Below are 26,398 nucleotides of genomic sequence, written 5' to 3' on the forward strand. Positions count from 1 at the left end.
CCTCAATCTCGCGGGAGGAGGCTAACGATGACCGAACCTTTGCTGAGCGTTCAATTAATCGTGCGCAACGAAGAGCTGCTTCTCCCTTTTTGCCTGGAGAGCGTCAAGGGCATCGCCGACGAGATCGTTGTCGTGGATACGGGTTCCACCGACCGTACGGTCGAGATCGCGCTGTCGTATGGCGCCCGTGTCTACGCCGTGCCGTGGTCTGATGATTTCGCCTATGCCCGGAACGTCGGACTTGAACGAACGGAAGCCGCTTGGATCCTGTGCCTGGATGCCGACGAAGTGCTGGCTGCCGGTGCGGATCGTTTGCGCGATACCCTTCGCAACGCGTCTGCCGAAGCGTTCTGGGTAACGATCGACAACGTGCTCGGCCGTCTTCCGGAAGCGCGGCTGCAGCACCGGATCGTCCGCCTGTTTCGCAATCGTCCCGAATACCGCTTTCGTCAACGTCTGCATGAACAAATCTTGCCTGCCATTCTCGAACGAACCGAGCCGGACACGGTCGCGCCGTCCAGCCTCCGATTAACGCATCTCGGGTACTTTCACGAAATTAAGGACCCGTCCGTCAAACAAGCGCGCAACGAACGAATTCTCTCCCTCATGCTCGCGGAATCGCCGGATGATCCGTTCGCCTTGTATAACTGGGGCGTCGCCAAAGCTCAAGGCGGAGACCAAGAACAAGCGCTTCAAGCGATGTTGACCGCCAAGATGCTCGCCCCGGCCGCCGTCGCCTATCGCCCCGGACTCGTTCGGGATATCGCCCGGCTGCTGCTCGCGCAGGACCAGCCGAATGAAGCTGCCTCATTGCTCGTCGAAGAGAGCGGCAATTACCCGGATTATCCGGACCTCCATTACCTGCTTGGGGAGGCGTACCAATCGCAAGGTCTGCTGCCGGAAGCGCTGCAGGCGCTGCGGCAGGCCGCCGCTTGCCCGCCCGATCCGGCGCTGTATCCCGTCGAAGCCGGCTGCTCGACCTTTCGTGCGCAGACTGCCATCGGCGATGTGTTGACCAAACTCGGGCAGCTGGAGGAGGCCAAATCCGCCTACGAGCAAGCGTTGACCAGCCACGCGGCCTACAAGCCGGCTATTCTCGGATGGGGCGCTTCCATGGAAGCGCTCGGCATCCCGGGTGCCGACATTGCCGATCGGATTCTGCAGCTGGTCCGCGTCCTGCCGGGCGGTCTCCTGCTATTCGCCGAAGCGATGCTCCATATCGGCCTATATCGGGAGCTGCTGGACGCCTTTGACGATCCCGCCTTGCCTCCGCAGGAGCCCGCCCTTGAGCCGCTTCTAGCGCGCGCAGAGCTGCAGCTCGGCCAATATGATCAGGCGATTGCGCGGCTGCAGCTGCTTCTCGCGAATGAGCAAGCCGGCAGCACCGCGGAGACCGTTCGGTTGCTGGCCTTGGCAGCATGGAGCGGCGGGTCGGCGGTCAAAGAGGAATGGTTGTGGATGCTCTCTCGCGATGAGCGCCGGCAATTGCTGAACATGGAGCGCAGACTGTGGCAGCGTCCGCAGCCCGCGGCGGCTGAACATCCGGAGGTCGTCCGATCTTGGATCGACCACGCGGTGCAGGCCGGCTTGCTGGACGTCGCGAAGCGGATGGCCGGTTCGGATGAGACGCTGCGTCCGTTTGTGGCCCGATGTCTTTACCGTGCCGGATACATCCACCTCGCCTCCGGGCTGCTGCTGATCCTGTTGGAGGAGGGACGTCTGGACGGTCAGTCGGCCGCCGATTTAGCGGAAATCTTATATGACCGAGGACATTACAGCGAGGCAGCCCCCCTATTCGAGCAAGCCTTGCCCGAAGCCTCCGATCGCGCCAGGGTCGGCGCCGCCCTCTGTTATTTGCACAATGCCCGCAGCGTCTTGCACGACGCATTATGCCAGCACCCCGACTCCCCGCTATTGCGCGGAGACTTACATAAAACCGCGGCAAGCATCGATTTACTCGGCAAGCTGGATTGGCATACGCCGTGGACTCCGGCTCAAAGGAGGAATGCGGATGTCCGCACCCCTGATTTCCTTGTGCATGATCGCGAAAGATGAAGCCGATGTCATCGCGCGCTGCCTTCGAAGCGTGGCCTCGGCCGTCGACGAGATCATCGTCGTCGACACTGGTTCGACGGACGGAACGCCCGAGATCGCGCGCGGTCTAGGCGCCAACGTCTATGCCATCCCGTGGCAGGACGATTTCGCGCTCGCCCGCAACGCCACGCTGGAGCATGCGCGCGGCCAATGGATTCTCATCCTCGACGCGGATGAGGAATTAGATCCGGCTTCGGTACCGAAGCTGCGCCAACTGGCCGCAAGCGGTGGCGTAGAAGGCTTCTTCGTGCACGTGTACAACTTCGCAGGTGATCGCGAGGACAGCCCCGCGGTCATTAATCCGACGATTCGCCTGTTCCGCAACGACCCGCAGCATCGGTTCGCCGGACGCATTCACGAGCAAATTACGCCCAGCATTCAAGCCCGGAACCCCGCCGCGGCGTTCATGCTATCCGACGTGCGGGTGAACCACTACGGGTACCGCGAAGAGGTTATTCGGCGGAAGAACAAGACCGAACGCAATTTGCTGCTGCTGCAGGAGACGCTGAAGGAAAACCCGAACGATCCGTTCCATTTGTACAACATCGCCGTGGAATGGATGAGGCTTGGACGTGTGCAGGAAGCGCTGGAAGCGTTCCGTACGTCCCGGATGACGACCGACCCGAAGACGAGCTACGCGCATCTATTGTACAAATGCGAAGCCAAATGCCATCTCGCGCTCCGGCAGTTCGACCAAGGCGCGGCCATCTGCGAGCAAGGCGCAGCCATCTATCCCGGCTACTCGGATCTGTATCATTATGCGGGTATTTTCCACATGAACCGCGGCGACCTGACGGCCGCCAAAGAGGCGTTCGCGAGAGCGGTGAAAGCCGGCCCGCCGCCGCCCGGCTACCATACCGAGGAAGGCATGGGCGCGCATCTGTCGGCGTACCAGCTCGGGCTCTTGCAAGAAGCGGCGCTGGATAACCAAGCCGCCGTAGACAGCTACCTGCACGCCCTTCGCTGCCGAAGCGCATTCGCGCCGCCGCTTTATCGGCTCTGTCATCTGCTGCGGCTTATCGGCAGAGAGGCCGATATCGTCCCGCTCCTGCTGGAGCGCATGCGGGTGGACGAGGTCGAAGCGGCAACCGTCATCATGGACGTCATGATCGCAACCGGTTGTTCTCGCGCCGCGCTCGCGTGGATGGAACGGACGGCGCACCTGCTGGACCCGGATGATCTGGCTCGTCGCGCCGCGATTGCCGAGCTCCTGTCCGGCAACAGCGACAACGCGAAGCTCAAGCTCAGCCGGCTGTCGCGTCACGCCGCGCCGGACGTTTACGCTGACGCTCTGCGCCTTCGCATCTTAATTTGCAGCATGGACAGCCAGCACGCGGAGGCAAGTCAACATTGGCAGCAGCTGACCCGGCGGCATGCAAGCGAACGCGACGCTCCCTACGCGGAGATCGTCGGCGATCGCTCCGAGCCGGCAGCGGACATGGAATCGGGCATGTCCAAAGCGGAACGAGGCGAATGGCGCAATGTCCTGACAGCCGCCCATGCGAACGCCAAGCATACGGCGGCAAGCCGCATAGCCGAAGCGTGGAAGGTGAGAATTGCCCGCATTGCCCCCTCCGGCCGGATCGAAGCCGCGGCCGCATGCGCCCGCGCGATATCCGGTCTTGCGGACGCGCATCTGGAGCAGCTTGCCCGCTGCCGCAGGACGCAGGAGCTTGCCGGAGCCGTCCGCTTCGTACTCCCATTCGAAGACGGCTCGCTGGCGTAAGCAGCGGATGACGAGCGAGATTTCATTATGCATGATTGTCAGAGACGAAGAGCTGCGGCTCCCCGCCTGCTTGTCCTCCGTCCGGGCACTCGTCGACGAAATCATCATCGTGGATACGGGTTCGTTGGATCATACGGTCCGCATCGCCCTTGGCTACGGGGCTCGCGTTGTGCATGTCCCATGGGAGAACGACTTCGCCCGTGCGCGCAACCGGGCGCTGGCGCTGGCGTCGAAGCCGTGGATTCTGTGCCTGGATGCCGACGAGCGGCTAGCGCCGGAGCAAGCCGATTGCTTGAAGGCGCTGACTTCGCGTACCGACGTGCACGGGTACACGATCCAAATTCGAAGCTTCATCGGCGACGACCCCGGCGGGGAATCGATGACGGACGAGGCGTGCCGCCTGTTTCGTAATGATCCTCGCATCCGGTTCGACCGGCCGATTCACGAGCAAACGCTGACCTCCATCCTGCCCTTGCCGGATGCGCGAGTGCTGAGATCGCCGCTGCTCGTCCTGCACGAGGGCTATCTGAATCCGGTACTCCGGGAGAAAAACAAAACGCAGCGCAACATGGCGATCATTCGCGAAGCGCTCCCCAAGGCGCCCGAGGATCCGGAGCTGCGTTATGCCTATGCCGTAGAGCTGTACCAGCAGCGACAGTACGCGGACGCGCTTAGTCTGCTGCTGCCTCTGCTCGACGAGCTGCAAGCCGCGGGGCAGCGCAAGCCCAGCCCGGCCCTTCCCATGGCGGATTTGACGATCAAAGCCGCATACGCGCTGAAGCAGACTGGCCGGACGAACGAAGCCCTCCCGCTGCTGGACCAGGCGCTGGCGAGCGAACCGAACCATCCCGAGCTGCTCGATTTCTCGGCAGGCGAATGGATCGAACGCCGTCAGCCCGAGCAAGCGCTGCTGCTGCTGAACCGGTCATGGAAGCGAAGCGGTCAGCGCCAGCCGCCTTACTCGTTATCCGGCTCGGGCACCTACCGCAGCGCGCACCTCGCCGGCATGGCGCAGGAACTGCTCCGAAACTATGCCGAGGCTGCTTCCCAGTACGCCGCAGCCCTGATGCAGCGGCCGGATTACGCGCCGGCTTGGTCGCGGCTTTCCTTGCTTGCCGTCATCCTCGATCAGGAACAGCCGCTCCTGGAGCTGCTTGCGGCACGAAGCGCATTCATTCCGCCGCGCCAATGGCTCGCGCTTCTGCAAGAGACGCTATATGCACGCGGCGATGGTCTGGCCGAACGGATGTGGGAGCTGGCACCGGATGAAGTGCGTTCCAGACATGCCGTCATCCGGTCGGCCATGATGGTTGCTCGCCAAGATGCGGATTTAGCCGGAATCGAGCTTGCTCATGCGCCTAACCTGACGGAACGGCTGTGGGTCGACTGGGGATTGCGCGCCAAACGCATGTCCGCCGAACCGAACGCGCGCATCGAACCTCCGGATTTTGCCGGGACGCTCACGGAGCCGGTCTATCGTCGCTGCCAAGACGTGCTCCTGCAAATGCGGGCATGGGAGGCGCTGGCGATCTGGATGGAGGCGTTTGCGCCGGATTCGGGTTTTCCTCAAGTGCCCGTTCATCGGCTCTATGCCTGCTTAGACGCCCCGGCGCACTTCATTCGTTCACTTCTGCATCGCGCTCAACTAACACAGCTGCCGACCAGCATGGAAGCCTCCCTCGGCGCGCTTGCCGCGCATGCCGGCCTTTACAAGGAGGGGGCCGCATGGCTTGAGCGAGCGAACGTGGCCTATGAACCCGCGCCCGACATTGCGGCTGCTTTAGCGCTCACGAATTCGCTGCTTGCCCGGCATCTGCTGCCGCCGCATTTGGCGAATACCATTCCACATATCGACCAGAACGGTGCGCGCCGGCTATATCGGAGTCTAACGATTCCGTTGTTCTGAACCCATCCGAGGAAAGGAATGACGCACATGACCGACCCGATTCTGTATTTGCCCTGCTTCGATTTCCTCCCGCATCGCCAGCGTCCGCAGCATTTGCTCTACCAGCTCAGCCTGCTTGGCTTCGACGTCGTGTATTGCAACGTGACGCAGAATAAAGAACGGCCTTTTATCCGGCTCAACGATCATTTCGTCATCTGCCAAGATATTCAGGCGCTGCCGCAGCGTACGTATACGATGTGGGTATCTCACGGCCCTTATCTGGATGAGCTGCACCGCTTCTCGCATTCCCTGCTCGTCTGCGACCTCGCCGATGCGACCGTCGGTCCCTTCGCGATATTCGAGCCTTGGCAGGAACGCAAAATCAAAGAAGCGGATCTCGTCTTATGCGCCTCGGAGCTGCTGTTCGCGGAAGCCTCCATCCTCACCGACCGCGCGCTGCTCGTGCGCAACGGGGCGGAGACGGAGCTGTTCAAGCCAGCGGCGGACAAACTCGGCCCCACGCTGTTCAAGGAAGAGGAGGCCGTCTATCTCGCCGGCTCCACCGCACCGGTCATCGGCTTCTGGGGAGCCGTGGCGGGCTGGCTGGACTTTGAGCTCCTTCTATATCTCGCGCAGAACCGGCCGCACTATCTGTTCGTGTTCATCGGCGCCATCAGCTACCCGATCCCCGACGCGCTCGCGGCGATGCCGAACGTCCGTTGGCTGGGCGACAAGGAATACGAATCACTGCCGGCATTCGCAAGACAGTTCGATGCGGCGATCATTCCCTTCGTGAAGAACGAGCTGACCGAACACGCTAATCCGATCAAGATGTATGAATATTTGGCGGCCGGCCTGCCCGTGGTATCGACGGATCTCCGCGAAGTCCTCGCGCACGGGGACGTCGTGCGAGTCGCCCCCTCCGGCAAACACGCCGCCTTCGCCGCGCAGCTTGACGAAGCGCTCGTGACCGACCGATCCTCGTCATCCGTGTCCGCCAGGCAGGAAGCGGCAGCCGGCCATAGCTGGGCGCAGCGGGCGCGCGCCGTTGCGGAGGCGATCCGGCAGCGGAGCCGCATCCCGGGATAACGCCCCCCATAAGTCGGGCGAACGTCAAGAGGCTCCGCGGGCGCGGAGCCTCTTGACGTATCGATGAACTTACCGCTCTTGCACCCTGCCGGATGCGACGATCAGATAGCCCGGGAACGCCGCACGCTCTGCTTCCGAGAGCCCTTGCGCCCACTCCCGCATCGCGGCCTTCAACGTTTCCCGTTCCGGTAGAAAATCCAAAAAATCCAGCCCCGTCTCGAACGCCAGCGTAGACTCCTCGATTCCCGCTAGCCCCGCCTCTTCGAACTCCTCCCGCAGCGACTCCAGCGGGATTTCCAACCCATATCCCCATGCGCCGGTCTGCTCGGCGTAAGCTTTGCCCATCCGATACGGCAGGCAGCGGGCATTCGGTACGAACGCGACGACGCGCCCCCCGGGACGCGTGACCCTTGCCATCTCCGCGACGATCCGAATGCGATCCTCCCGCTCGTAGTGCTCCAGCACGCCCGCGTTCCAGCACAGCTCCACCTCGCCGTCGGCCAGGGACAGCTGCCGAATATCTTCCCGCAGGAACGTCGCCGTCCTCCCCTTCCGGCGGAACGCGAGGCTGCTCTGGCTGAGCGCCAGCTCCGAGTAATCCGCGAGCACCGCATCCGCGCCGTCCATCGCGAGGCAGAGCGAAATTTTGCCCGAGCCCGAACCTGCCTCCAACACGCGTTTCCCCTTAAGCTCGCCGGAACGCTTGCGCAGCTCATTATAGATGGACAGACTCAGCGCGTCCCAGTGATACGAAGGCTCCGCAGACCAAATCTTATCCCATACCTGCGTTTGATCGTTGTTCTGCAATGAAGGCCACTCCCCGATTAAGTTTCAATCCAGCTGACCGAAGACGACGTTTGCGCGTTCTGCAAAGTAACAATGAACCGGTTGCCCGTCTTCACTGCGATTCGGCCTTCTCCCCGTTCGCCTCCGCATCCTCAGCCTGCATGACCGTCACAAGCATGAGAATATCCAGCACCGGGTTCTCGGTCGATACATTGTGGGTGAGCAGGACAAGGTCCACCCCAGCTATCGGGTGGATTCCCGTCTACACCGCGACGTGCGAACGGGCAAGAAACGTCGTCAGCACGGCCTTCCACTTCGCTCGCCATTCGGTCTGCCCGAAGGCGAGGGCGGTTTCCCTTGCTCGCGCCCCCATTCGAAGACGCAGATCCGCATCTTCGATCAGCCGTCCGATCGCCCCCGCCAGCTCCTGTTCGCTCGGATGAACGAGCAGGCCATTGTAGCCGTTCAAGATCAAATCGTTCAACCCGCCTACTTGGCTCGCCACGACCGGTATGCCGCTGCTGAGCGCTTCAAGGCAGGCATACGACGTCCCTTCGGAGAAGACGCTCGGAATGACCGCGATATCCGCCTGCCGATAGGCCTCCGCGACTTGGCCGAAAGGATACACCCGATGCAGCAGCCGTTCCTGCTCCGGGTGCCGATCCAGCCAGATGCGAAAGGCTTCGCACAGCGGATCGCCGGCAATCGTCTCGCCCGCGAATTCGAACGTCGCCTGCGGATAGGCTTCCAGCAGCCGATCGGCCGCCAGCATCATCGGTACAATGCCGCGCTCCACGCTGATCCGCCGCGGGAACAACACGCGCAGCTCGCCCGAATTCGCGCGTTCGCCGGCCGGGTAGAAAACCTCCGTATCCACGGCGTTCGGAATGAGGCGCACCTTCTCCCGGTCGTCGTACCTGCACGCGGAACGGCAATAGGTGAGAAAGTGGGAATCGACCGTCACGATCATCGCCAGCTCGTTTAACGCGTGCTGGATCGCTTGGCGAACCGCTTCCTTCGGCGCCCCATCGATCCGCGGTTCGTCCCAGTTGATGCCATGGCAAATGCCAAGGCTGCCCGGCTGATAGTCCAGCATCGTCCACATCTGGCTCGAATAGATAAGCCGGCCTTCCGCTTCCCGGCTCATGCGGCCGAACGCCTCGCGGACCGATGGCGCGCATGCATAGCCTCTGACGCGAATGCCTTCGACCGTCCGGTCGAAATCGCCTTGAAAGGACAGCTGATGCACCTCCGGCTCCGCGCCCATCTCACGAATGACGCCGCACAAATTGAAGATGTACCGCTCCAGACCGCCGCCGAATATTCGGTCTAGCCGGCCATTGTACGCATCGGCGAAGCTGTGGGTCAAGATGCCGACCTTGCTCACCGTTCCTCCTCCTTCCATTCGACCAGCCGCGGATTCGGATCCAGAATCGAAGCATACTGCGCGGCATTGCCCAGCTTGCCGTCCGGATCGTGCGCGAGATAGCGCTCATATTTGCCATGCCGCTCCGCTTCGTCGCCCGCCCAGCCGTAATGCTTGATCCGGATGTCGGACAAATACCCGGGAAGCGCCCCGTACGTGATCGGAATGCGGGGGGCATGATGATTCCGCGACGGGTAGAAATAAAAATACCCCGGCAAATACCGGACGAGCGCGGCGGTATGGCGATGATGAAGGCGCCACAAGTCGTCTTCGCGGTAATGGGTCTCGCTCCCCCAGAAGTCGTACATGCGAAAGCCAACCCAGTCGTAGCGGTCCTGATCGACCAATGCCCGCGCTTCCGCTTTCATCCGGTCTTCGAACACTTCGTCAGCGTCAATGGCGAGCAGCCAATCCGGGCTATCCGCGCATGCCGCCTTCCACAGCCGCACCTTCAGCTCCGATTCCCGGCCGAAATGCGATTCCGTCATCTCCACGATCCGCGCGACCTTCGGAAAGGATCGGCACAGCTTCACCGTATCATCGGTGCTGGCATCGTCGACGATGACGATATCGTCCACGAATGCCGATAGCTCGCGGAGGACTAGCTCCAAATAACGGTCCGCTTCGTTGCGCACCTGCATGTAGGCGCGGATGCGATTGCCGGCGCCGCGTCGTATGTTGTTCACCGATCGTCCCCCCTTCCCACATGCGCCGCCATTAGACGAGCGCCTTGACCGCGGGATGCACGCGAGCAAGCTCCCTGTCGATATCCCCAAGCTCCAACAGATCCCGATAGGAGCCGGTATGCGCTGCCGCGCGCCAGAACGAACGCATCGCGCCTCTGCGGTCGCCTTCCGTTAACGTGAGCTGCCCGAGCAGCAGTTCCCGTTCCGCGAGTTCCCGCCAATTCGCCGCTTCGATCGGGTCTTCTCCGTATGTCCCGAGTATCGCACGCAGATCGCCTGCCGAGGCGGCGGCCGATCGCAGCTGCCGCCGCGCATCCGGATGGGCGCTCGCCGCGAGCAGCCTTCTGGCCGATCGCGCATCGCCGACATTTAGCAGCAGCTCGCCCCTGACCAGAGCCTTCTCGCCCTGTCCATATAGCCTCAAAAGCCGTTCATAACGGGCGCGGTCCTCCTCGGTCGTGCAGGTAATGCCATATGCGTCGAGCGCCTGCTCCAGCTCGCCGCCGCGCAGCCGGATCGCCGCCAAGAATCGAAATCGCGAGGCGAGCGCATCCGGCTTGGACGCCAGGAGACAAGCCGCGTAGCATTGCTGCAGGCTGGCGGCCGCTTCATCCGTTTCCCCCAACAAATACCGATAGAAGGACTGCAGATACCAAACAAGCTCCTGCGAATCGTCGAGTCCCGCTAACCGCTCATAATAGCGCAGCTGCTCATCCCACTGCCGCCGCATGACGAAATCGATCGCTTTTCCATCGCGGCACAGCGCAAGCGCGTCCAGCAGCGCTTCTCCGTCTCGAGCTGGCCACGCTGCGTCCGTCGATTCCCGCGGCGAGCCGATGATCAGCACCGATTCGTACTGAAACAGCAATTCCGCATAGACGCGTTCCGAATCGGTGATGATGAAGTCCGCCTCGGCCTTCAGCCGCTTGGCGTGCTCGTACCATCGCGCGGATGCCCCCTCCGGCGCCTCGACATGCAGCGCGACCGTGATCGGATAGCGGAAGATCGAGACGACGGTAGGCGCGTACGGATGCGCGACGAAAGCGGCGCTATCTTCGGCGGCCATTTCCGCCGCTTCGCGGTAGCTTATGATCCGGACGTTGTCCGCCGGGGCGGTCCCTCCGGCCGGATATGCCGCATAGACGGCGCCGAGAGGAGCAAGCCAATTCGCCATATGCCGGTGCGCGAACGATTCCCAGGGCTGATCGGGAAAAAACACGATATTCATGCGGATCGTAAGCCTCCTTCTCCCCGGCCGTTGGCCTGGCACGGTCCTCTCTAAATATATCGGCAAAGCTGCCAAATCATGCCGTTATACACAAAACAGGCATGCTCCCCTGATAAGGGGAACATGCCTGCCTGCGTTGAGTTATAAAGGTTGTTCAGCGGAATGGTCGACTTGTTGAACTCGTGCTTATAGAATGACGCCGTCCTTGAAAATCGCGATCTCGCGAAAGCCATTGCGCTCATTGTGCGTCTTGTACCTGCCGGAGGCCAGGTCAAGCAGCTGCGCCCACAGCTCATCCGTCATCTCGGGCATCGCCTTGTCTTCGAGCAGCCGCCCCGCGTTGTAATCGATCCAATTCTTCTTGTGGCGCGCCAGATCCGAGTTGGTCGCGATCTTCACCGTCGGCACCGGACCGCCGAACGGCGTGCCGCGACCCGTCGTGAACAGAACGGCATGCGCGCCCGAAGCCGCCAGCGCGGTGACGGAGACGAGATCGTTCCCCGGCGCTTCGAGCAGCTGAAGGCCGTTCCCCCGCGTCCGCTGGCCATAGGGCACGACGCCGCGGACGATCGCGCGGCCGCCTTTCTGCGTGCAGCCGAGCGACTTCTCTTCCAGCGTGCTGATGCCGCCCGCCTTGTTCCCCGGCGACGGATTCTCGTAGATTTCCTGACCGTGCCGGACGAAATACTGCTTGAAATCGTTCACGAGCGTCACGATATCGTGGAACACCGCCTCATCCGCTGCGCGGTTCATCAGAATCGTCTCCGCCCCGAACATCTCCGGCACCTCGGTCAGGATCGCCGTGCCGCCGGCCGCCGTCAGCCGGTCGGCGATCGTGCCGACGAGCGGATTCGCCGTAATGCCGGAGAACCCGTCCGATCCGCCGCATTTCAGACCCAGCTTCAATCGGGACACCGGAACGGGCTCCCGCTCGAACGTGCCGGCATACGCGAGAAGCTCATCGATTAGCGCGAGCCCCTGCTCCAGCTCATCCTCTTCCTCTTGGGCGCTCATGAACTTCACGCGGCGCGGATCGTAATCGCCGATCGCCTCTTTGAATAAGCCGATGCCGTTGTTCTCGCAGCCGAGTCCCACGACGAGCACGCCCGCCGCATTCGGATGATTCACCAGCGAGGCGAGCAGCCGCTGCGTGTACTTCAAATCGTCGCCGAGCTGGGAGCAGCCGAACGGATGGGCGAAATGGAACACCCCGTCCACCGGCGCTTCGGCTCGGGCGTCGCCGCGTTTGGCTAGAATTTCGCACGTCTTGTTAATGCAGCCGACCGTATTAATGATCCAAATTTCGTTGCGAATGCCAACTTCGCCATTCGGACGCACGTAGCCTTGGAAGGTCGCCTCCGGCTCCGCCGGGATCTGCTTCTCGTCAAGCGCCGGTTCGTAGCTATAGTCGAGAATGGCGCCAAGCCCCGTCCTTAAGTTATGGGTATGCACCCATGCGCCGGGCTCAATGTCGGACTTGGCTTTTCCGATCGAATAACCGAATTTGAAGACATCCGCGCCTTCCGCTACGGCTTCGGTCAGCACCTTGTGGCCTTTGGGAATATCTTCTCTCGCGACGAGAATCCTGCCATTCTCCAGCTCAAGCTGTTCGCCGGCTGCGATCGGACGCAGTGCGATGACGACCTGATCCCGGCTGGATAACCGCACCCAATCAGACATCGCGGTCACCTCGCTCCATACGTTCAATCTCTCGCGATACCGATCCGCTCAAGTCATGCCAGACGGACATGTTCGTCCCCCACAGCTCGGCATCCGCGAGCAGGCCGCTGACGATGTCGCCCAGCTCCCGCTGCTCCGAATCCTGCCGCTCCCAATGTCCCGCCATCCGGTCCAGCAGCCGCGCGTCATCGCGCACCGCGTACGGAACGCCGCTCAACGAACGGCCCGCATAAGAACCGTCCGCCTGCTTCTCGATCCGGTAATAGCGGAGCAGTCCGGCCAAGCTTAATACAAGTCCTTGCGGAATCGGTCGGCCGGACTCCCCATAGTCGCGGATCGACGGCAGGAGGCGCGCGTTGAATTTGCTGATCGAATTCATCGCGATGTCCGCCAGCCGGTGGCGAATATACGGATTGCCGAACCGGTCGAACACGCTGGCCGCATAGCCGCGCAGCTCATCGGCATCGTAAGGGAGTGATGGCACAATCTCCTCCAGCACCGTCCGCCGCACCTCCGCGCCGAGCACAGGGTGCTCAAGCAGCTCGCGGACATGTTCCACGCCGTGCAAAATCCCGATCGGCGACATCCAGGTGTGGGCGCCGTTCAGAATCCGCACTTTCCGCTGCTGGTAGGGCTTCAGATCGTCCGTCCAGTGGACGTTCAGCCCCGCCTTGCGTAACGGCAGCAGCGCCTCCATCTCCGGCTCGGCCTCTATCGCCCACAGGTGATACGGCTCCGCCGTGCACAGCATCGCGTCCCGGTAGCCCCACTCGGCGAACCAAGCCTCGGCCCGGGCTTCATCCGGGTACCCCGTCACGATGCGGTCGACCAGCGAATTCAGAAACCGGTTATGCGCAACGACCCACGTCTTGAACGCCTCCGGGAATTGCCAGTCCTCGGCATATCGCAGCACCGCCTCCTTCAGCGCGTCGCCGTTGCGCTCCAGCAGCTCGCAGGGCAGCAGCACGAGCCCTTTGCCCGGATCGCCTTGGAACGCGTGGAATCGTTCGTGCAGCAAATAGGCGAGCTTGCCGGGATAAGAGAGAATCGGACCGTCGGTCAGCTCCTCCGGCCGATAAACGAGCCCCGCCTCCGTCGTGTTGGAGACGACGACTTGGAGGTCGGGGCTGATGGCGATCTCGCGCAGCCGTTCCCACTCCGAATACGGATCGAAGACGGTGGAGAACACCTGGATCGTCTCCTTGCGCGACACCTCCGCGCCGTTCTCGAGACCTTGCGTCACTAAGGTATAGACGCCATCTTGCATCGCCAGCTGGTCGATTTTCGCTTTGCCCGCCGGTCTCGGCTGCGTGACCGCGATACTGCCCTCGTATAAGCCCTGCGCCCGGCAAGCGTGGATCATCCAATCCACGAAGCCGCGGAGGAAATTTCCTTCGCCGATCTGCAGAATCGTCACCGGCGCTTGCTTCAACGCTTCCCGTGTTTCGCGCGCCGCCGAGCCCAGCGTCCGTTCGCTTAACGTGTTCATCTCGCCATTCCCCTTTGCAATCGCTTTCGTTATATGCTACCTCCATTATAAATAATCAAAAATGCGAATCATATTGCGTCTGATTGCATAATTGTACTGTATTTTGATATTCTGGAGGTAGAAAATTGAGGGGAAGGAGTTGACCAAAGCTGGAGCCTTTCCGCAGACCTTTTTTCGGTGATCCGCTGTTCCCTTTCCATATCATTCACCGAGCTGTGAAGCATCCGCAGCACGAACTTCCCGATCATCTGCACGACCGCTTCGAGCTGGTCTACGTCCATCAAGGCAGCGGCACGTTCTTCATCGATAAGACGCTCTACGATAAGAAGCCCGGCGACCTGTTCCTCATCCCGGGCAACACGGTTCACCGGGCGTTCCCGGAAGAAGCCGATCCGATCGTCTCGACGGCGGTCTTCTTCGCGCCCGCACTGATGGAAGGCGGCCCCTATGACGACGGGCGGTCGCTGCTGCAAGGCTTCGATCTCGCCCGCCGGCAAAGCCGTCATCGGTTCGAGCTTCCGGAAGACCTTCGCCAGGCGATCGAGTCGGGCTTGGATACCATCCAGGCGGAGCATGAGAGCCGCGAAGCCGGCTATCGCGCGGCTATTCGGCTGGAGCTCGGGAGGCTGCTGCTTCGGCTTGGCCGTTACTTGAACCGGCAGTTCGCCGACCGACCGGCTGATAGCCTGCACGGCCCTTCGTGGATTCGGAGCGCGCTCCATGCGATCGACGCGGCGCCGGAGCAGCCGCACAGCTTGACCGCCTTCGCCGACGCGGCAGCGGTATCGGCCTCGCATTTCTCGCGGACGTTCAAGCAATTCACCGGCATGAATGTGACCGACTACGTCAATGCGAAACGCATCATCCGGGCGAAGGAGCTGCTATCCGGCTCCGACGGCACGATCGCGGACATCGCGGATCGGTGCGGGTTTGCGAGTATTCCCCATTTTCACCGAGTGTTCAAGGCGTTGACGGACACGACGCCCTCATCGTACCGGCGAGGCCATGCCGCCGCGGACGATACGAATGAAAGAAGGGAACTACCGCCGCCAAGGCGCTAGTTCCCTTCTCTTCTTACCTCCCTTTCTTCTTCCATTCCTCCCGCATCTGCAGAGCCGGACCTACCTGCTTCGACATCACCTTTAAGTCCGCCACCATCTTCTTCATGCCTTTATTCTCCGACATGAACGTCAGCACGCGCGCCAATTGCGACAGCTTCATCCGCTTCCCTCCCGTTCCCTTGGTCTCGACTGTTCCGTTGCCGCAGATTATGCGGGAAGATAAGCGCCCGTCGCGGCGCTAGCCGGTTATGTTAGAGCAGTTGTTCAAAAGTCGACTTAGGGGCCTCTCACTTAAAGACTATCTAAAGAGTGCAAAATCAGTTGGTTTTGTATCGTTCGCTACAGAAAATACGATTTCGGCCGTGCTATGATACAAACACCTCGTAACAAAACCCCCGAAATGGAGTGACACGTTTTGACCACCGAATTGATCCACAAACAGCTTGCTTCCCTCAACGAAAGCACGCGCGACCTCGAATGCTGCGTGGAGCTGCTCTGCACGCTCCAGCGCAGCCGCGGCCCCGTCGTCGAGACGGTCCTCGCCATCAAGGCCGCCAAACCAAAGCTGCATACGATGCTGAAACGACGTCTGATCAATAATCCCGGCTTATCGCTCGCCATGCAGCTTTAACCCTCGCTCGACCCTCCCGCGCTCTTCCGATTCGCATGCGTTCCTTCCTCTGCTTATCACGACAAAGCGCCGCAGGCGCAACGCCTGCGGTTCAGGCGCAACGCCTGCGGTTCAGGCGAAATGCTTGCGGTTTCAGGCGCAATGTCTGCGGCGCTAGTCGATCCACCCACGCTCTATCTATTCTCTCTACTCCCCCTTGCGAAACTGCAGCTGCAGTTTGGCGGCGAGCTCCTCCGTGTCCGACCAGCGGATCGGGCGCGCTTGCCCCGGCGGGACGCTTACCCCTTCCGCCTGCTCCTGCCTCACCGTCCAGATCACCGGGATGCGATTGCCCTGCGCAAAACCTGCCGCGTAGAACACGGACGGCGATTGTCCGGTTGCGTCCGCGATCGCGAATTTGCACCCGGCAAGCATCGTCGCCGCATCCTCCTGCCCGCTCCGCTGTTCTCCCCATGTGTCCAACATGGGCTGATACCCGATGCGCTCGAGTCCCGGAATGATATCGTCGATCCACGCTTGGCGCAGCTCCTCGTCGCGAGGCAGCAGTACGGCGCACCGTTTGGCTCCCTGCTTCCCTTCGGCTTCGGCCGCCTTCGCCCATCCCTCCGCGGTCAGCTTAACGGACGAGCCGCTTCGTTCGAGCATTCCCTCTTGCCGCAAGCAATCGATTATATAAATAAATTCCTGCAAATTGGGCGAATAGGTTAGGTTGTACCGCTCCGTCAAACGATGGATAAACACCGGGATGTCCGGCCCCTCCGCGTTCCGGTACAAATAACGAATTAGGCGGACCGCCTTCTCTTCGATCGAACCGGGCACATCCGGCGACGTGCGGATCGACGCAATCGTCTCCTCCGTTAACGCGACGGCTTCCTCATATTCCGTCCGTTCGCGGATATAGCCTGACACGAGCGGGAATAATTCCGACTTTGCCCGAAACCCGGCATCCTGTCCGGCCGCGTAATAATCGTGCTGCAATCGGTACTGGCCATTAGGCGCGCAGAAGCAGCCCTCGAACAGCAATTCCTCGCCTACCAGCCGCGCCGGCACGATTTGCTCGCAAAATAAACAACGTTTCGTTTCCATCTCAATCGCTCCCCTCGCTTAGGAGGTTCGAGGGTGATTCCCGGTTCAAGGGGGTGCGAAAGATTAAAAGATTATCATTAAAGCTGATTGGTTTGCGTGCTCAATCCAAAGATTGAGCATGCAGCATTCAGCCAAAGCTGATTGGTTTGCGTGCTCAATCCAAAGATTGAGCATGCAGCATTCAGCCAAAGCTGATTGGTTTGCGTTCACAATCCAAAGATTGGGAATGCAGCATTCAGCTACAGCTGATTGGTTTGCGTGCTCAATCCAAAGATTGGGCATGCAGCATTCAGCCAAAGCTGATTGGTTTGCGTGCTCAATCCAAAGATTGGGCATGCAGCATTCAGCTACAGCTGATTGGTTTGCGTGCTCAATCCAAAGATTGGGCATGCAGCATTCAGCCAAAGCTGATTGGTTTGCGTGCTCAATCCAAAGATTGGGCATGCAGCATTCAGCTACAGCTGATTGGTTTGCGTTCTTTTTGCGTTCACAATCGGCCCCCTCCTCTTAGTTTCAAAAACAAAAAGACCATTTTCGGAGTTCTCCGAAATGGCCTTTTTTCGTTCATGCCCCGCAATATGATTTTACTTTGCGAGCGTTGTCTCGGTCTTTCCCGCCGATCGCCGCTTGGCTGCCGCATGTTCCGCCCATGCCATCAGCTTGTCCACCGCGAACACCGTGAACGCGCCCAACGCCAACCCGCCGATCACGTCCAACACCCAATGGATCGTGAGATAGAGCGTCGAGTAAATTACGAGCGAACAGTACGTGACCATGATCCATTTGAACAGCCTGCCCCGTTCGCGAAGCGCCAGCAGCAGGACGGCGAACGATACGGACGTATGCATGCTCGGGAAGCAGTTGCGCACCGTGCTCAGCAGCTCGGCGCCCGCCAAACTCCGCGCCATGCCGTCCGGCTCGCCCAGGACGAACCAGACTTCGTTCAGCAGGATCGTCATGTAGAACGGCACGATGAACGGAAGCTGCAGCATGTGGCTCGACAGCGTGTAGCGGATCATTTTGAGCGCGTCCTTCGCCAGGAAGCTGCGCAGCAGCGCGGCGCCCCACGCCATAATGAAGCCGTAGTCGTAGATCCATCGCATGAACCACGTGAAGCTCTCCGGCTGAACGGCCCGGAAGATCGCGCCGTCGTTGAACGGAATGGCCCGGAACGCGTCGTCCCAATGCCACAGATGCCCGTCGGCCAACCAATGGGCCACGAACCAGTACCAGAACGGCGCCGCATATTGAAACAACAGGCCAATCACGACGAGCAGCGGCAGACCAAGCGGCAAGAACCGCTTCCAGGTCGACTCGTTCCGATCGCGACGGTAATCCGAGATGACCACCGCCAGAAAAACGATATTCATCATCCAGTAAATTGTCTTGGTGTCCAGCTTATTCAACCCCGCATTTCTCTCTTGTCAACCGATTTACCGTAAAGGTTCTCGTTTGCCCCTATTCTATCACGGAACCCGACATGACGAACAAGCTATCATAAAAAAAGCAAAGGCCCTTGAGTAGGACCTTTGCTAGCTGGAACGGAATCAACTTGCTATTGGCAGCGTTTTTACCGTAATGGAGGGGCCAGTCGTCGACCAATTGCCTGCCGCATCGCGCGCTTCAATCTTTAGGGTATATTCGGTATTCGATCTCAACCCCTCAATGCCTTTCGTGCGCGTGGTTGCGTCTACCTCCGCAACCACCTTCTCGCCGCTCGTAATCCGGTAGCCCGTCACGCCGACGTTATCTACTGCCGGCGTCCAACTAATCAAAGCAATGTGCGGCGTCGTGCCGCCGGAGGTCGCCTTGCTGCCCGGCGCCCACGTCGGCGCTTCCGTATCCGGTGCCGGCGCGTCCTTCGGCAGCGTCTTCACCGTGACGGACGGTCCGTCCGTCGACCAGTTCCCCGCCGCGTCCTTCGCTTCCACCGTAAGCGTGTATTCCGTGTTCGGCGTGAGACCTTCGATTCCCCTCGTCCGGGTATTTCCGTCCACTTCCGCCAATACGGTCGTACCGTTCATAATCCGATAGCCCGTCACGCCGACATTGTCCGCTGCCGGTGTCCAGCTGATCAAGGCGATGTAAGGCGTCGTGCCGCCAGAAGTGACTTTGCTGCCCATCGGCCACGTCGGCGGCGCCTTGTCTCCTTCCGGTTCGGCTGCTTGCGTCTTGAACGATACCGTCAAGCCGTCCGCCGACCAATTGCCCGCCGCGTCGTCCGCTTCGATCGTCAGCGCATAGTCCGTGGCCGGCTTCAAATTCGCCAGCGCTCGCGTTACCGCCGGCCCGTTCGTCTCCGCCAGCACCGTCTCCCCCTGCTTGATCCGGTACCCGGCTACCGCCACATTATCCGTCGCCGCCGTCCACTTCAGCACCGCGCTCGTCGCGGTCACCGACTCCGCCGAAGCTTCGCTGCCTTCCGGCCACGCCGGCGCCTGCGCGTCCGCCTCGCCCGTCGTGCGGATCCAGACGGTCGGGCCGTTCGTCGACCAATTCCCCGCCTCGTCCCGCGCTTCGATCTTCAGCTCGTAGTCCGTCTTCGGCGTAAGCCCCGTCACCGTCCACGCGAGCGTCGCGCCATCCGGCGTCTCGCCTACTGTGGCCGTTCCGCTCGTGATCCGGTAGCTCGTCACCGCTTCGTTATCCAGCGCCGCCGTCCACTCCAGCGAGACCGATCCTCCCGTCAGCCCCGTCACGATCGCGTGACTGCCCGCCGGCCAATTCGGCTTCAAGTTATCCGTCGGCACGCTTGCCGTCTTGAACGTTAACGTCGGCCCTTTGGTCCAATTGCCCGCCGCGTCGCCTGCGGCGACGGCGAACGTATACGTCGTGTTCGGCGCAAGCGTCGTCAACGTCGTCGACAGCTGCGGCGAGGTCACGGTTGCAATCACGTTCGCTCCGTTCAAGATCCGATAGCCGGTAACCGCCACGTTGTCGGTCGCAGAATTCCACGTCAGCTTCGCGCCGTTCGGCGTAATGTCGGCTGCTTGCAGCTTGCTGCCGGACGGCCAAGCCGGCGCGGTCGTATCTGCTTCATTCGGCGTGCGTATGGTTGTTTTCAATTCGTCCGACCAGTTGTTCTTCTTGTCGCCAGCCGTAACCCGGAATGTATAAGACGTATTTGGCTTCAGATCGTCGATGCCATACGTATGCTCGGAAGCCGGGACCTCGGCAACCAAATACGGACCCTTATACACGCGGTAGGCCGTCACGCCCTCGGGGTCCGTGGCCGTCGGCCAAGACAGCTCGGTCGATCGGGTCGTCGTTTGACTTGCCGTAAGCGCGCTTCCCGCCGGCCACTTCGGTCTGGTAATATCGCGCGTCCAACTCAAAGCAGGTCCCGCCAGCTCGGCGGCATTGCCGTAAGGGTCGATCGCCATGATCTTGAATGTGCTCGAATTGAAATAGAGCCGTTTGTCAAAAGTATAACGCCTCGTTGCGGCCGGCACGCGATCGATTAATCCTTGCTGGGTAAAAATTTGGTATCCCGCGATTTCCGAATCGTCATAAGCCGCATTCCAGGCCAGTTCGATGGACGTGCTGTCTTCGTTGACGATCTCGATTTTGCTGCCGGCCGGCCATACCGGCGCATTCAGCTCTTGCGGCGGCACTAACTTGAACAAAGCCCCGCCTTCCCAGGCATGCCAGCCGCCGTCCGTCCAACGGACATCGGCCCGGTGAGAGACCATCGGCACGAGCTCGCGCTTGCCGTTCAACACGTAACTCAAGTAATGGCTGCCCCCCAGCGGATACCCTGGTAGGGTCATGAGCTGCCCATTGTCCGATACGGCCTCGATGCCGGCCAACTGCGGGTAGATTCGTTCCTTGTCTCCCGATGGCGCGATCACATAAGTATAATCCGCCCCTTCGTTGTCGGTCGCATTGTAATAAATCCAACCGTTCTTGATAAAGATCGAATCGAATTTATCGAAGACCGTGCTGCTTTCGATTGTCGTCTTGCCTCCGTTCGGCTGGATCGCGAAGAGCTCCGCTCTATCTGCCGTTTTTCGCTCATAGACGATTGTGTCGCCTTCGATATCTCCCTTGTTCGTCGAAGCGGCGGCTCCCCCGGGCTGGGCCGTTCCGTCGGCCACGATCGTTCTTGTCCCGTTCTTGTATTGTTTGAGCGAACCGTCGGTGGAAGTATAAAGAACGGCCCCGTTCTCCGATACCGAAATCGATTTACTATCGAAACCCGCCGTCTCAATTAGATCCACTTGTCCGGTCGAAACGCGCGTCACCCGGAGTTCAGTCCGGTACGGCGTATTCGTAGTTTGGGTGCAGAATGCGATGTAGTCGCCTTCGAAGTCTAGGCAATTCGAATCACCGAATCCATAAGTCACTACCTTGTTGGTCGCCCATGACCATACGCTTAATTTGCCGTAATCGTAATACGCAACGCCCTGATCAAGAAGATATCCGGTCGTATAATTTACGCTCGCTGGAGGCGATGTGATTTCTCCGGAGTTTAAATCTTTAATCTTGCCCGAGCTCAAAAGCAGTTTTCCGGACTCCAAATCGGCGTCAATCAACCGCTCGTTATTTAAATCGAACACTTTGTCGGCGTTCGGGTTCGCTTGGACCCCAATCGCCCTCGACTGCGTGGTCACTTGACCCAACGAATCGATCGCCGTAAATTCCAGAACAATCGTTTCGAACTCCTGCATGTATTGATTGAAATAGCGATCCAAATGAATGTCTTGATCGATCGAAGATTGAAAGTCAGTGACCTGGAAGCCTTCGCCGCTGCTGCCGTACGCGATTTTGAGCTTGATTTTGCAGTCATAGCCCCTGCCGTCTTCGCAGCTCGCTTTCACATGTAAGCTAGGGTCGGCAACAAGGTACGTCGAAGGAGACTCGATATTGAAGTAGGCTTTATTGTGATGGATGATGGAGAAGGCCTGTTCATACGTTCCGGACGCCGTCGCCACGGCGATGACGGCTTGTTTCTCGCCTCCCGGTTGGGCAGCGATGTCAACGGCGGCTTCATACGTTTCGCAAGGGGACGTACAATTCGGGTAGCCCGGCACCATGTTTGTTTTCTTGCCGTTGATGGTGATACTGACGCTATCGACCACTAATGCGGTGTTCACATTGACCCTGGCAATAAAATTGCCGTCGACGACATGCGTTCCGTTCACCACGCTTGTTTTGTTGGTTGAGAATGCGAAAATCTGGACAGGCGAATCACTATTCGCCGCGTTCATAACTAGTTGCTGTTCAAATGGCGTTGGGGTTTGCTCGGCTCCCGCCAAGGATGGCGCCGACTGGACAGAAGCTGCCTCCTCGGCGAACGCTGCCGGCGGCACGACGATGGCCAGAACAAGGATCAGGCTGAGCAGCGTGCGAAGTTTCGACAACATAATGTAACCTAACCTCCTTCATTATTTCATGATACATTTTGTATCATTCAGATCATACCATACCGACTAAACCCCATCCACTTCCATTAGTGGTTATATTTTGATTAAATTTCGTTTAATTTTTTGGTATGAAAGCGCAAAAAAAAAGCAGATTCCGCTCGCAGGCCTACTGGCCGGCCTCGGAATCTGCCGTGTTCTAGCTTTCTAAACTTTTCGTGCTGCCTGGACGAACTAAGGCAGCGTCGTCACCGTCACCGACGGTCCGCCCGTCGACCAGTTCGCCGCCGCATCCCGCGCTTCCACCTTCAGGGTATACGTCGTGCCGCGCGTAAGTCCTTCAATGCCTTTCGTACGCGTACTCCCATCCACCTCGGCTAGTACCGTATTGCCGCTCGTTATCCGGTACCCCGTCACGCCGACGTTATCGGCTGCCGGCGTCCAGCTGATTAGCGCGATTTGCGTTGTCGTCCCGCCGGAGGTCACCTTGCTGCCCGGCGCCCATGACGGCGCTTCCGTATCGGGGGCCGGCGCGTCCTTCGGCAGCGTCTTCACCGTGATCGCCGGTCCGTTCGTTGACCAGTTCCCCGCGGCGTCTTTCGCTTCTACTTTCAGTGTGTATTCCGTGTTCGGCGTAAGACCTTCGATTCCCCTCGTCCGGGTATTCCCGTCTACTTCCGCCAATACGGTCGCACCGTTCATAATCCGGTAGCCCGTCACGCCGACATTGTCCGCTGCCGGCGTCCAGCTAATCAACGCGATGTATGGCGTCGTGCCGCCGGATGTCACCTTGCTGCCCGACGGCCACGTCGGCGGCGCCTTGTCTCCTTCCGGTTCGGCTGCTTGCGTCTTGAACGATACCGTCAAGCCGTCCGCCGACCAATTGCCCGCCGCGTCGACCGCTTCGATTGTCAGCGCATAGTCCGTGGCCGGCTGCAAATTCGTCAGCGTACGAGTCATTGTCGGCCCGTTCGTCTCCGCCAGCACCGTCTCCCCTTGCTTGATCCGATACCCGGCTACCGCCACATTATCCGTCGCCGCCGTCCACTTCAGCACCGCGCTCGTCGCGGTCACCGTCTCCGCCGAAGCTTCGCTGCCTTCCGGCCACGTCGGCGCCAGCGCGTCCGCCTCGCCCGTCGTGCGGATCCAGACGGTCGGTCCGTTCGTTGACCAGTTGCCCGCCTCATCGCGCGCTTCGATCTTCAGCTCGTAGTCCGTCTTCGGCGTAAGCCCCGTCACCGTCCACGCACGCGTCGCGCCATCCGGCGTCTCGCCTACCGCGGCCGTTCCGCTCGTGATCCGGTAGCCCGTCACCGCTTCGTTATCCAATGCCGCCGTCCACTCCAGCGAGACCGATCCAGCCGTCAGCCCCGTGACGATCGCGTGGCTGCCCGCCGGCCAATTCGGCTTCAAGTTATCTGTCGCCACGCTTGCCGTCTTGAATGTTACCGATGGCCCTTTGGTCCAATTGCCCGCCGCATCGCCAGCAGCGACGGCCAGCGTATACGTCGTATCCGGCGCAAGCGACGTTAGTGTCGTCGTCAGGTTGGGGGCCGCCACGTTCGCGATCACGGTCGCGCCGTTTAGAATCCGATAGGCGGTGACCGCCACGTTGTCGGTCGCAGAATTCCACGTCAGCTTCGCGCCGTCCACCGCAATATCGGCTGCCTGCAGCTTACTGCCCGACGGCCATGCCGGTGCGGTCGTGTCCGCCTCGTTCGGCGTGCGTATCGTTGTCTTCAGCTCGGCCGACCAGTTGTTATTCCCATCGCCAGCCGTAACCCGGAACGTATACGACGTATTCGGAATCAGATCGTCGATGCGGTGCGCGCGCTGTGAAGCCGGCACCTCGGCAACCAAATAAGGGCCATTGTACACGCGGTAGGCCGTCACGCCCTCGCTGTCCGTTGCGCCCGACCAAGACAGTTCGGTCGATCGGGTCGTCGTTTGATTTGCCTTCAGTACGCTCCCCGTCGGCCACTCCGGCTTGGACGTATCCGGCGTCCAGGTCAACGTCGGTGCTACAAGCTCTGCGGCATTGCCGTACGGGTCAACCGCCTTGATTTTGAACGTGCTCGAACCGCTGTACAGCCGTTTGTCCAGCGTATATCGTCTCGTTGCGGCCGGCACGCGGTCGATTAGACCTTGCTGGGTAAAAATTTGATAGCCTGCGACTTCCGAGTCGTCATAAGCCGCATTCCATGCGAGTTCGATCGACATGCTGTTTTCCTGAGCGACCTCGATTTTGCTGCCGGCCGGCCAGACCGGCGCGTTCAGCTCTTGCGGCGGTACTAATTTGAACAAAGCCCCGCCTACCCAAGCATGCCAATCATCTCCCGTCCAGCGGACTTGAGCGCGGTGAGAGACGATCGGCACGAGCTCGCGTTTGCCGTTCAGCACGTAACTCATGTAGTGGCTGCCTGACGTGTACCCCGGAAGCGTTACGAGTCGGCCATCGTCCGATACCGCCTTAATGCCGGTCAGCTGCGGGTAGATTTGCTCCTTATCCCCCGATGGCGCGACCGCATACGTATAATCCGCTCCTTCGTTATCGGTCGCATTGTAATAAATCCAGCCGTTGTTGATAAAGATCGAATCGAATTTATCGAAGACCGTGCTGCTCTCGAGTCTCGTCTTGCTGCCGTTCGGCTGGACCGCAAAAAGCTCCGTCCGCGAAGCCGTCTTCCGTTCGTAGACGATCGTGTCGCCTTCGATTTCCCCAAGGTTCGTCGATGCGGCGGCTCCGCCGGGCTGCGCCGTACCGTCGGCAACAACCGTTCTGACCCCGTTCTTGTATTGTCTGAGCGAACCGTCGTACGTCGTATATAGAACGGCTCCCGTCTCCGATAAAGCAATGGAGTTCGTATTGAAACCCGACGTCTCGATCAGGTCTATTTGCCCGGTCGAAACGCGCATCACCCGAAGCTCAGCTCTGTAAGGGGTAGTCGCAGTTTCCGTGCAAAACGTGATGTAATCGCCTTTGAAGTTCTGACATTCCTGGTATGTGAATCTGTGTTCTGTGAGCGAGTTGGTCGCCCAGTTCCATACGCTTATTTTCCCGGAATACACATAAGCGACGCCTTGATCAAGAAGATGACCAGAGGTCAATGCAAAGTCCCTGGCAGGCGACGTAATTTCTCCGGTTGTCAAATCTTTGACTTTGCCCGAACTCAAAAGCAGTTTACCGGCGTCCAAATCGACCTCGCTTAACATATCGTTTTGCAGATCGAACACTTTGTCGGCGTTCGGATTGCTCTCGACCCCTACTGTTTTCGTCCGGTAGGTCACTTGACCCAACGAATCGATCGCCATAACTTCCAAAACGATCGACGCCGCGTCCCGTATGTATTGATCGTAATAGCGGTCGAAATGAATCTCTTGATCAATTAAAGGCTGATAGCCGGTGACTTGGAAGCCTCCGCCGCTGCTGCCGAACGCGACTCTGAGCTTGACTTTGCAGTCATAGCCCCTGCCGTCGGTGCAGCTTGCCTTGACATGCAGGGTAGGATCGGCCACCAGGTAGGTCGAAGGTGCTTCGATGTTGATGGTGGCTTTATTGTGATGAATGATCGAAAAGGCCTGTTCATACGTTCCGGATGCCGTGGCCACGCTGATGATGGCTTGCTTCGGACCTCCCGGCTGAGAAGCAATGTTAACGGCGGCTTCGTACGTTTTGCACGGCGACGCGCAATTCGGCGATCCGAGCACCATGTTCGTCTTCTTGCCGTTAATGGTAATGCTGACGCTGTCGACCACAAGAGTGGTTGTCACATTGACCTTGGCGGTAAAATTGCCGTGGACGACATGCGTGCCATTCACTACGCTTGTTTTGTCGGTGGAGAATGCGGAAATTTGGACAGGCGAATCGCTGTCCGCCGCGTTAGTAACCAGTGTCTGCTCTTCTGCTTGGGTTTGCTCGACTGGTGCTGGGGCTTGCTCGGCTCCCGTCGCGTCCGCTGCTTCGGCGAACGCTGCCGGCGGCACGATTATCGCCAGAACAAGCATCAAGACGAGCAGCGTGCGTAGTTTCGACAACATAAAAAACATAACCTCCTCGTATTTTTTGATACATACCGTATCGATGAAAGCTTACTACATTTTTCTCCTCCTATCTACTTCCATTAGTGTTAATTTCATGTTGGAAACTGTCCATAGAAAAAGAAGCAGA

General features: G+C 59.8%; 18 protein-coding genes. 6 read left to right on the plus strand and 12 right to left on the minus strand.

The window, feature by feature from the left end; all coding sequences use genetic code 11:
- Positions 1 to 27 precede the first annotated feature (27 nt).
- The 4 genes from ACFSKT_RS04995 to ACFSKT_RS05010 are packed head-to-tail and all read left to right on the plus strand — an operon-like array spanning position 28 to position 6,794.
- Positions 28 to 2,055 carry a glycosyltransferase gene (locus tag ACFSKT_RS04995; RefSeq protein WP_377718955.1) on the plus strand — a complete coding sequence of 676 codons (2,028 nt, stop codon included), beginning with the start codon at positions 28 to 30 and terminating at the stop codon, positions 2,053 to 2,055.
- Positions 2,012 to 3,820, plus strand: coding sequence for a glycosyltransferase (locus ACFSKT_RS05000; protein ID WP_377718956.1), 1,809 nt, complete (start codon positions 2,012 to 2,014; stop codon positions 3,818 to 3,820). The genes ACFSKT_RS04995 and ACFSKT_RS05000 overlap by 44 nt, the downstream gene beginning before the upstream one ends.
- Before the next feature lie 31 nt (positions 3,821 to 3,851).
- Positions 3,852 to 5,726 carry a tetratricopeptide repeat protein gene (locus ACFSKT_RS05005; RefSeq protein WP_377718957.1) on the plus strand — a complete coding sequence of 625 codons (1,875 nt, stop codon included), beginning with the start codon at positions 3,852 to 3,854 and terminating at the stop codon, positions 5,724 to 5,726.
- A 27-nt stretch (positions 5,727 to 5,753) separates the two neighbouring features.
- Positions 5,754 to 6,794, plus strand: coding sequence for a glycosyltransferase (locus ACFSKT_RS05010; RefSeq protein ID WP_377718958.1), 1,041 nt, complete (start codon positions 5,754 to 5,756; stop codon positions 6,792 to 6,794).
- A 69-nt stretch (positions 6,795 to 6,863) separates the two neighbouring features.
- Here ACFSKT_RS05010 and ACFSKT_RS05015 read toward each other — a convergent pair whose 3' ends face one another.
- From ACFSKT_RS05015 to ACFSKT_RS05045, 7 genes are all read right to left on the minus strand, one after another.
- Entirely contained in the window at positions 6,864 to 7,601 is a 738-nt protein-coding gene (locus tag ACFSKT_RS05015) for a class I SAM-dependent methyltransferase (RefSeq protein ID WP_377718959.1), read from the minus strand.
- Positions 7,602 to 7,692: 91 nt separating this feature from the next.
- Positions 7,693 to 7,818 carry a hypothetical protein gene (locus ACFSKT_RS05020; protein ID WP_377718960.1) on the minus strand — a complete coding sequence of 42 codons (126 nt, stop codon included), beginning with the start codon at positions 7,816 to 7,818 and terminating at the stop codon, positions 7,693 to 7,695.
- 24 nt (positions 7,819 to 7,842) lie between these two features.
- Positions 7,843 to 8,967, minus strand: a complete 1,125-nt coding sequence (locus ACFSKT_RS05025) for a glycosyltransferase family 4 protein (protein WP_377718961.1) — start codon at positions 8,965 to 8,967, stop codon at positions 7,843 to 7,845.
- Positions 8,964 to 9,692, minus strand: a complete 729-nt coding sequence (locus tag ACFSKT_RS05030; protein ID WP_377718962.1) for a glycosyltransferase family 2 protein — start codon at positions 9,690 to 9,692, stop codon at positions 8,964 to 8,966. The genes ACFSKT_RS05025 and ACFSKT_RS05030 overlap by 4 nt, the downstream gene beginning before the upstream one ends.
- Before the next feature lie 31 nt (positions 9,693 to 9,723).
- Positions 9,724 to 10,920 (minus strand): tetratricopeptide repeat protein, encoded by a 1,197-nt coding sequence (locus ACFSKT_RS05035; RefSeq protein ID WP_377718963.1) that lies wholly within the window; start codon positions 10,918 to 10,920, stop codon positions 9,724 to 9,726.
- 186 nt (positions 10,921 to 11,106) lie between these two features.
- Positions 11,107 to 12,600: a UxaA family hydrolase gene (locus ACFSKT_RS05040; RefSeq protein WP_377718964.1), complete on the minus strand. Its 1,494-nt coding sequence runs from the start codon at positions 12,598 to 12,600 to the stop codon at positions 11,107 to 11,109.
- On the minus strand, positions 12,593 to 14,089 hold the full coding sequence (locus ACFSKT_RS05045; protein ID WP_377718965.1) for a tagaturonate reductase: 1,497 nt from the start codon (positions 14,087 to 14,089) through the stop codon (positions 12,593 to 12,595). The genes ACFSKT_RS05040 and ACFSKT_RS05045 overlap by 8 nt, the downstream gene beginning before the upstream one ends.
- 215 nt (positions 14,090 to 14,304) lie before the next feature.
- Here ACFSKT_RS05045 and ACFSKT_RS05050 point away from each other — a divergent pair, with 215 nt between their 5' ends.
- Entirely contained in the window at positions 14,305 to 15,150 is an 846-nt protein-coding gene (locus tag ACFSKT_RS05050; protein ID WP_377718966.1) for a helix-turn-helix transcriptional regulator, read from the plus strand.
- 13 nt (positions 15,151 to 15,163) lie between these two features.
- Here the strand turns inward: ACFSKT_RS05050 and ACFSKT_RS05055 are convergent, their stop codons facing one another.
- Positions 15,164 to 15,310, minus strand: coding sequence for a hypothetical protein (locus ACFSKT_RS05055; protein WP_377718967.1), 147 nt, complete (start codon positions 15,308 to 15,310; stop codon positions 15,164 to 15,166).
- A gap of 255 nt (positions 15,311 to 15,565) precedes the next feature.
- On the opposite strand from ACFSKT_RS05055, the gene ACFSKT_RS05060 reads away from it, so the two are divergent.
- Positions 15,566 to 15,781: a hypothetical protein gene (locus ACFSKT_RS05060; RefSeq protein WP_377718968.1), complete on the plus strand. Its 216-nt coding sequence runs from the start codon at positions 15,566 to 15,568 to the stop codon at positions 15,779 to 15,781.
- 186 nt (positions 15,782 to 15,967) lie between these two features.
- Here ACFSKT_RS05060 and ACFSKT_RS05065 read toward each other — a convergent pair whose 3' ends face one another.
- The 4 genes from ACFSKT_RS05065 to ACFSKT_RS05080 all read right to left on the minus strand — a co-directional run bounded on the left by ACFSKT_RS05065 (position 15,968) and on the right by ACFSKT_RS05080 (position 26,268).
- Positions 15,968 to 16,867 (minus strand): hypothetical protein, encoded by a 900-nt coding sequence (locus ACFSKT_RS05065; protein WP_377718969.1) that lies wholly within the window; start codon positions 16,865 to 16,867, stop codon positions 15,968 to 15,970.
- Positions 16,868 to 17,451: 584 nt separating this feature from the next.
- Positions 17,452 to 18,273, minus strand: a complete 822-nt coding sequence (locus ACFSKT_RS05070; protein WP_377718970.1) for a phosphatase PAP2 family protein — start codon at positions 18,271 to 18,273, stop codon at positions 17,452 to 17,454.
- Between the two features lie 141 nt (positions 18,274 to 18,414).
- Positions 18,415 to 22,233, minus strand: coding sequence for a fibronectin type III domain-containing protein (locus ACFSKT_RS05075; protein WP_377718971.1), 3,819 nt, complete (start codon positions 22,231 to 22,233; stop codon positions 18,415 to 18,417).
- 231 nt (positions 22,234 to 22,464) lie between these two features.
- On the minus strand, positions 22,465 to 26,268 hold the full coding sequence (locus ACFSKT_RS05080) for a fibronectin type III domain-containing protein (RefSeq protein WP_377718972.1): 3,804 nt from the start codon (positions 26,266 to 26,268) through the stop codon (positions 22,465 to 22,467).
- Positions 26,269 to 26,398: the final 130 nt, after the last annotated feature.

Origin of the sequence: Paenibacillus xanthanilyticus (genome assembly GCF_042682185.1) — a bacterium.
In the GTDB taxonomy this organism is placed as follows: Bacteria; Bacillota; Bacilli; order Paenibacillales; family Paenibacillaceae; genus Paenibacillus_Z; species Paenibacillus_Z xanthanilyticus.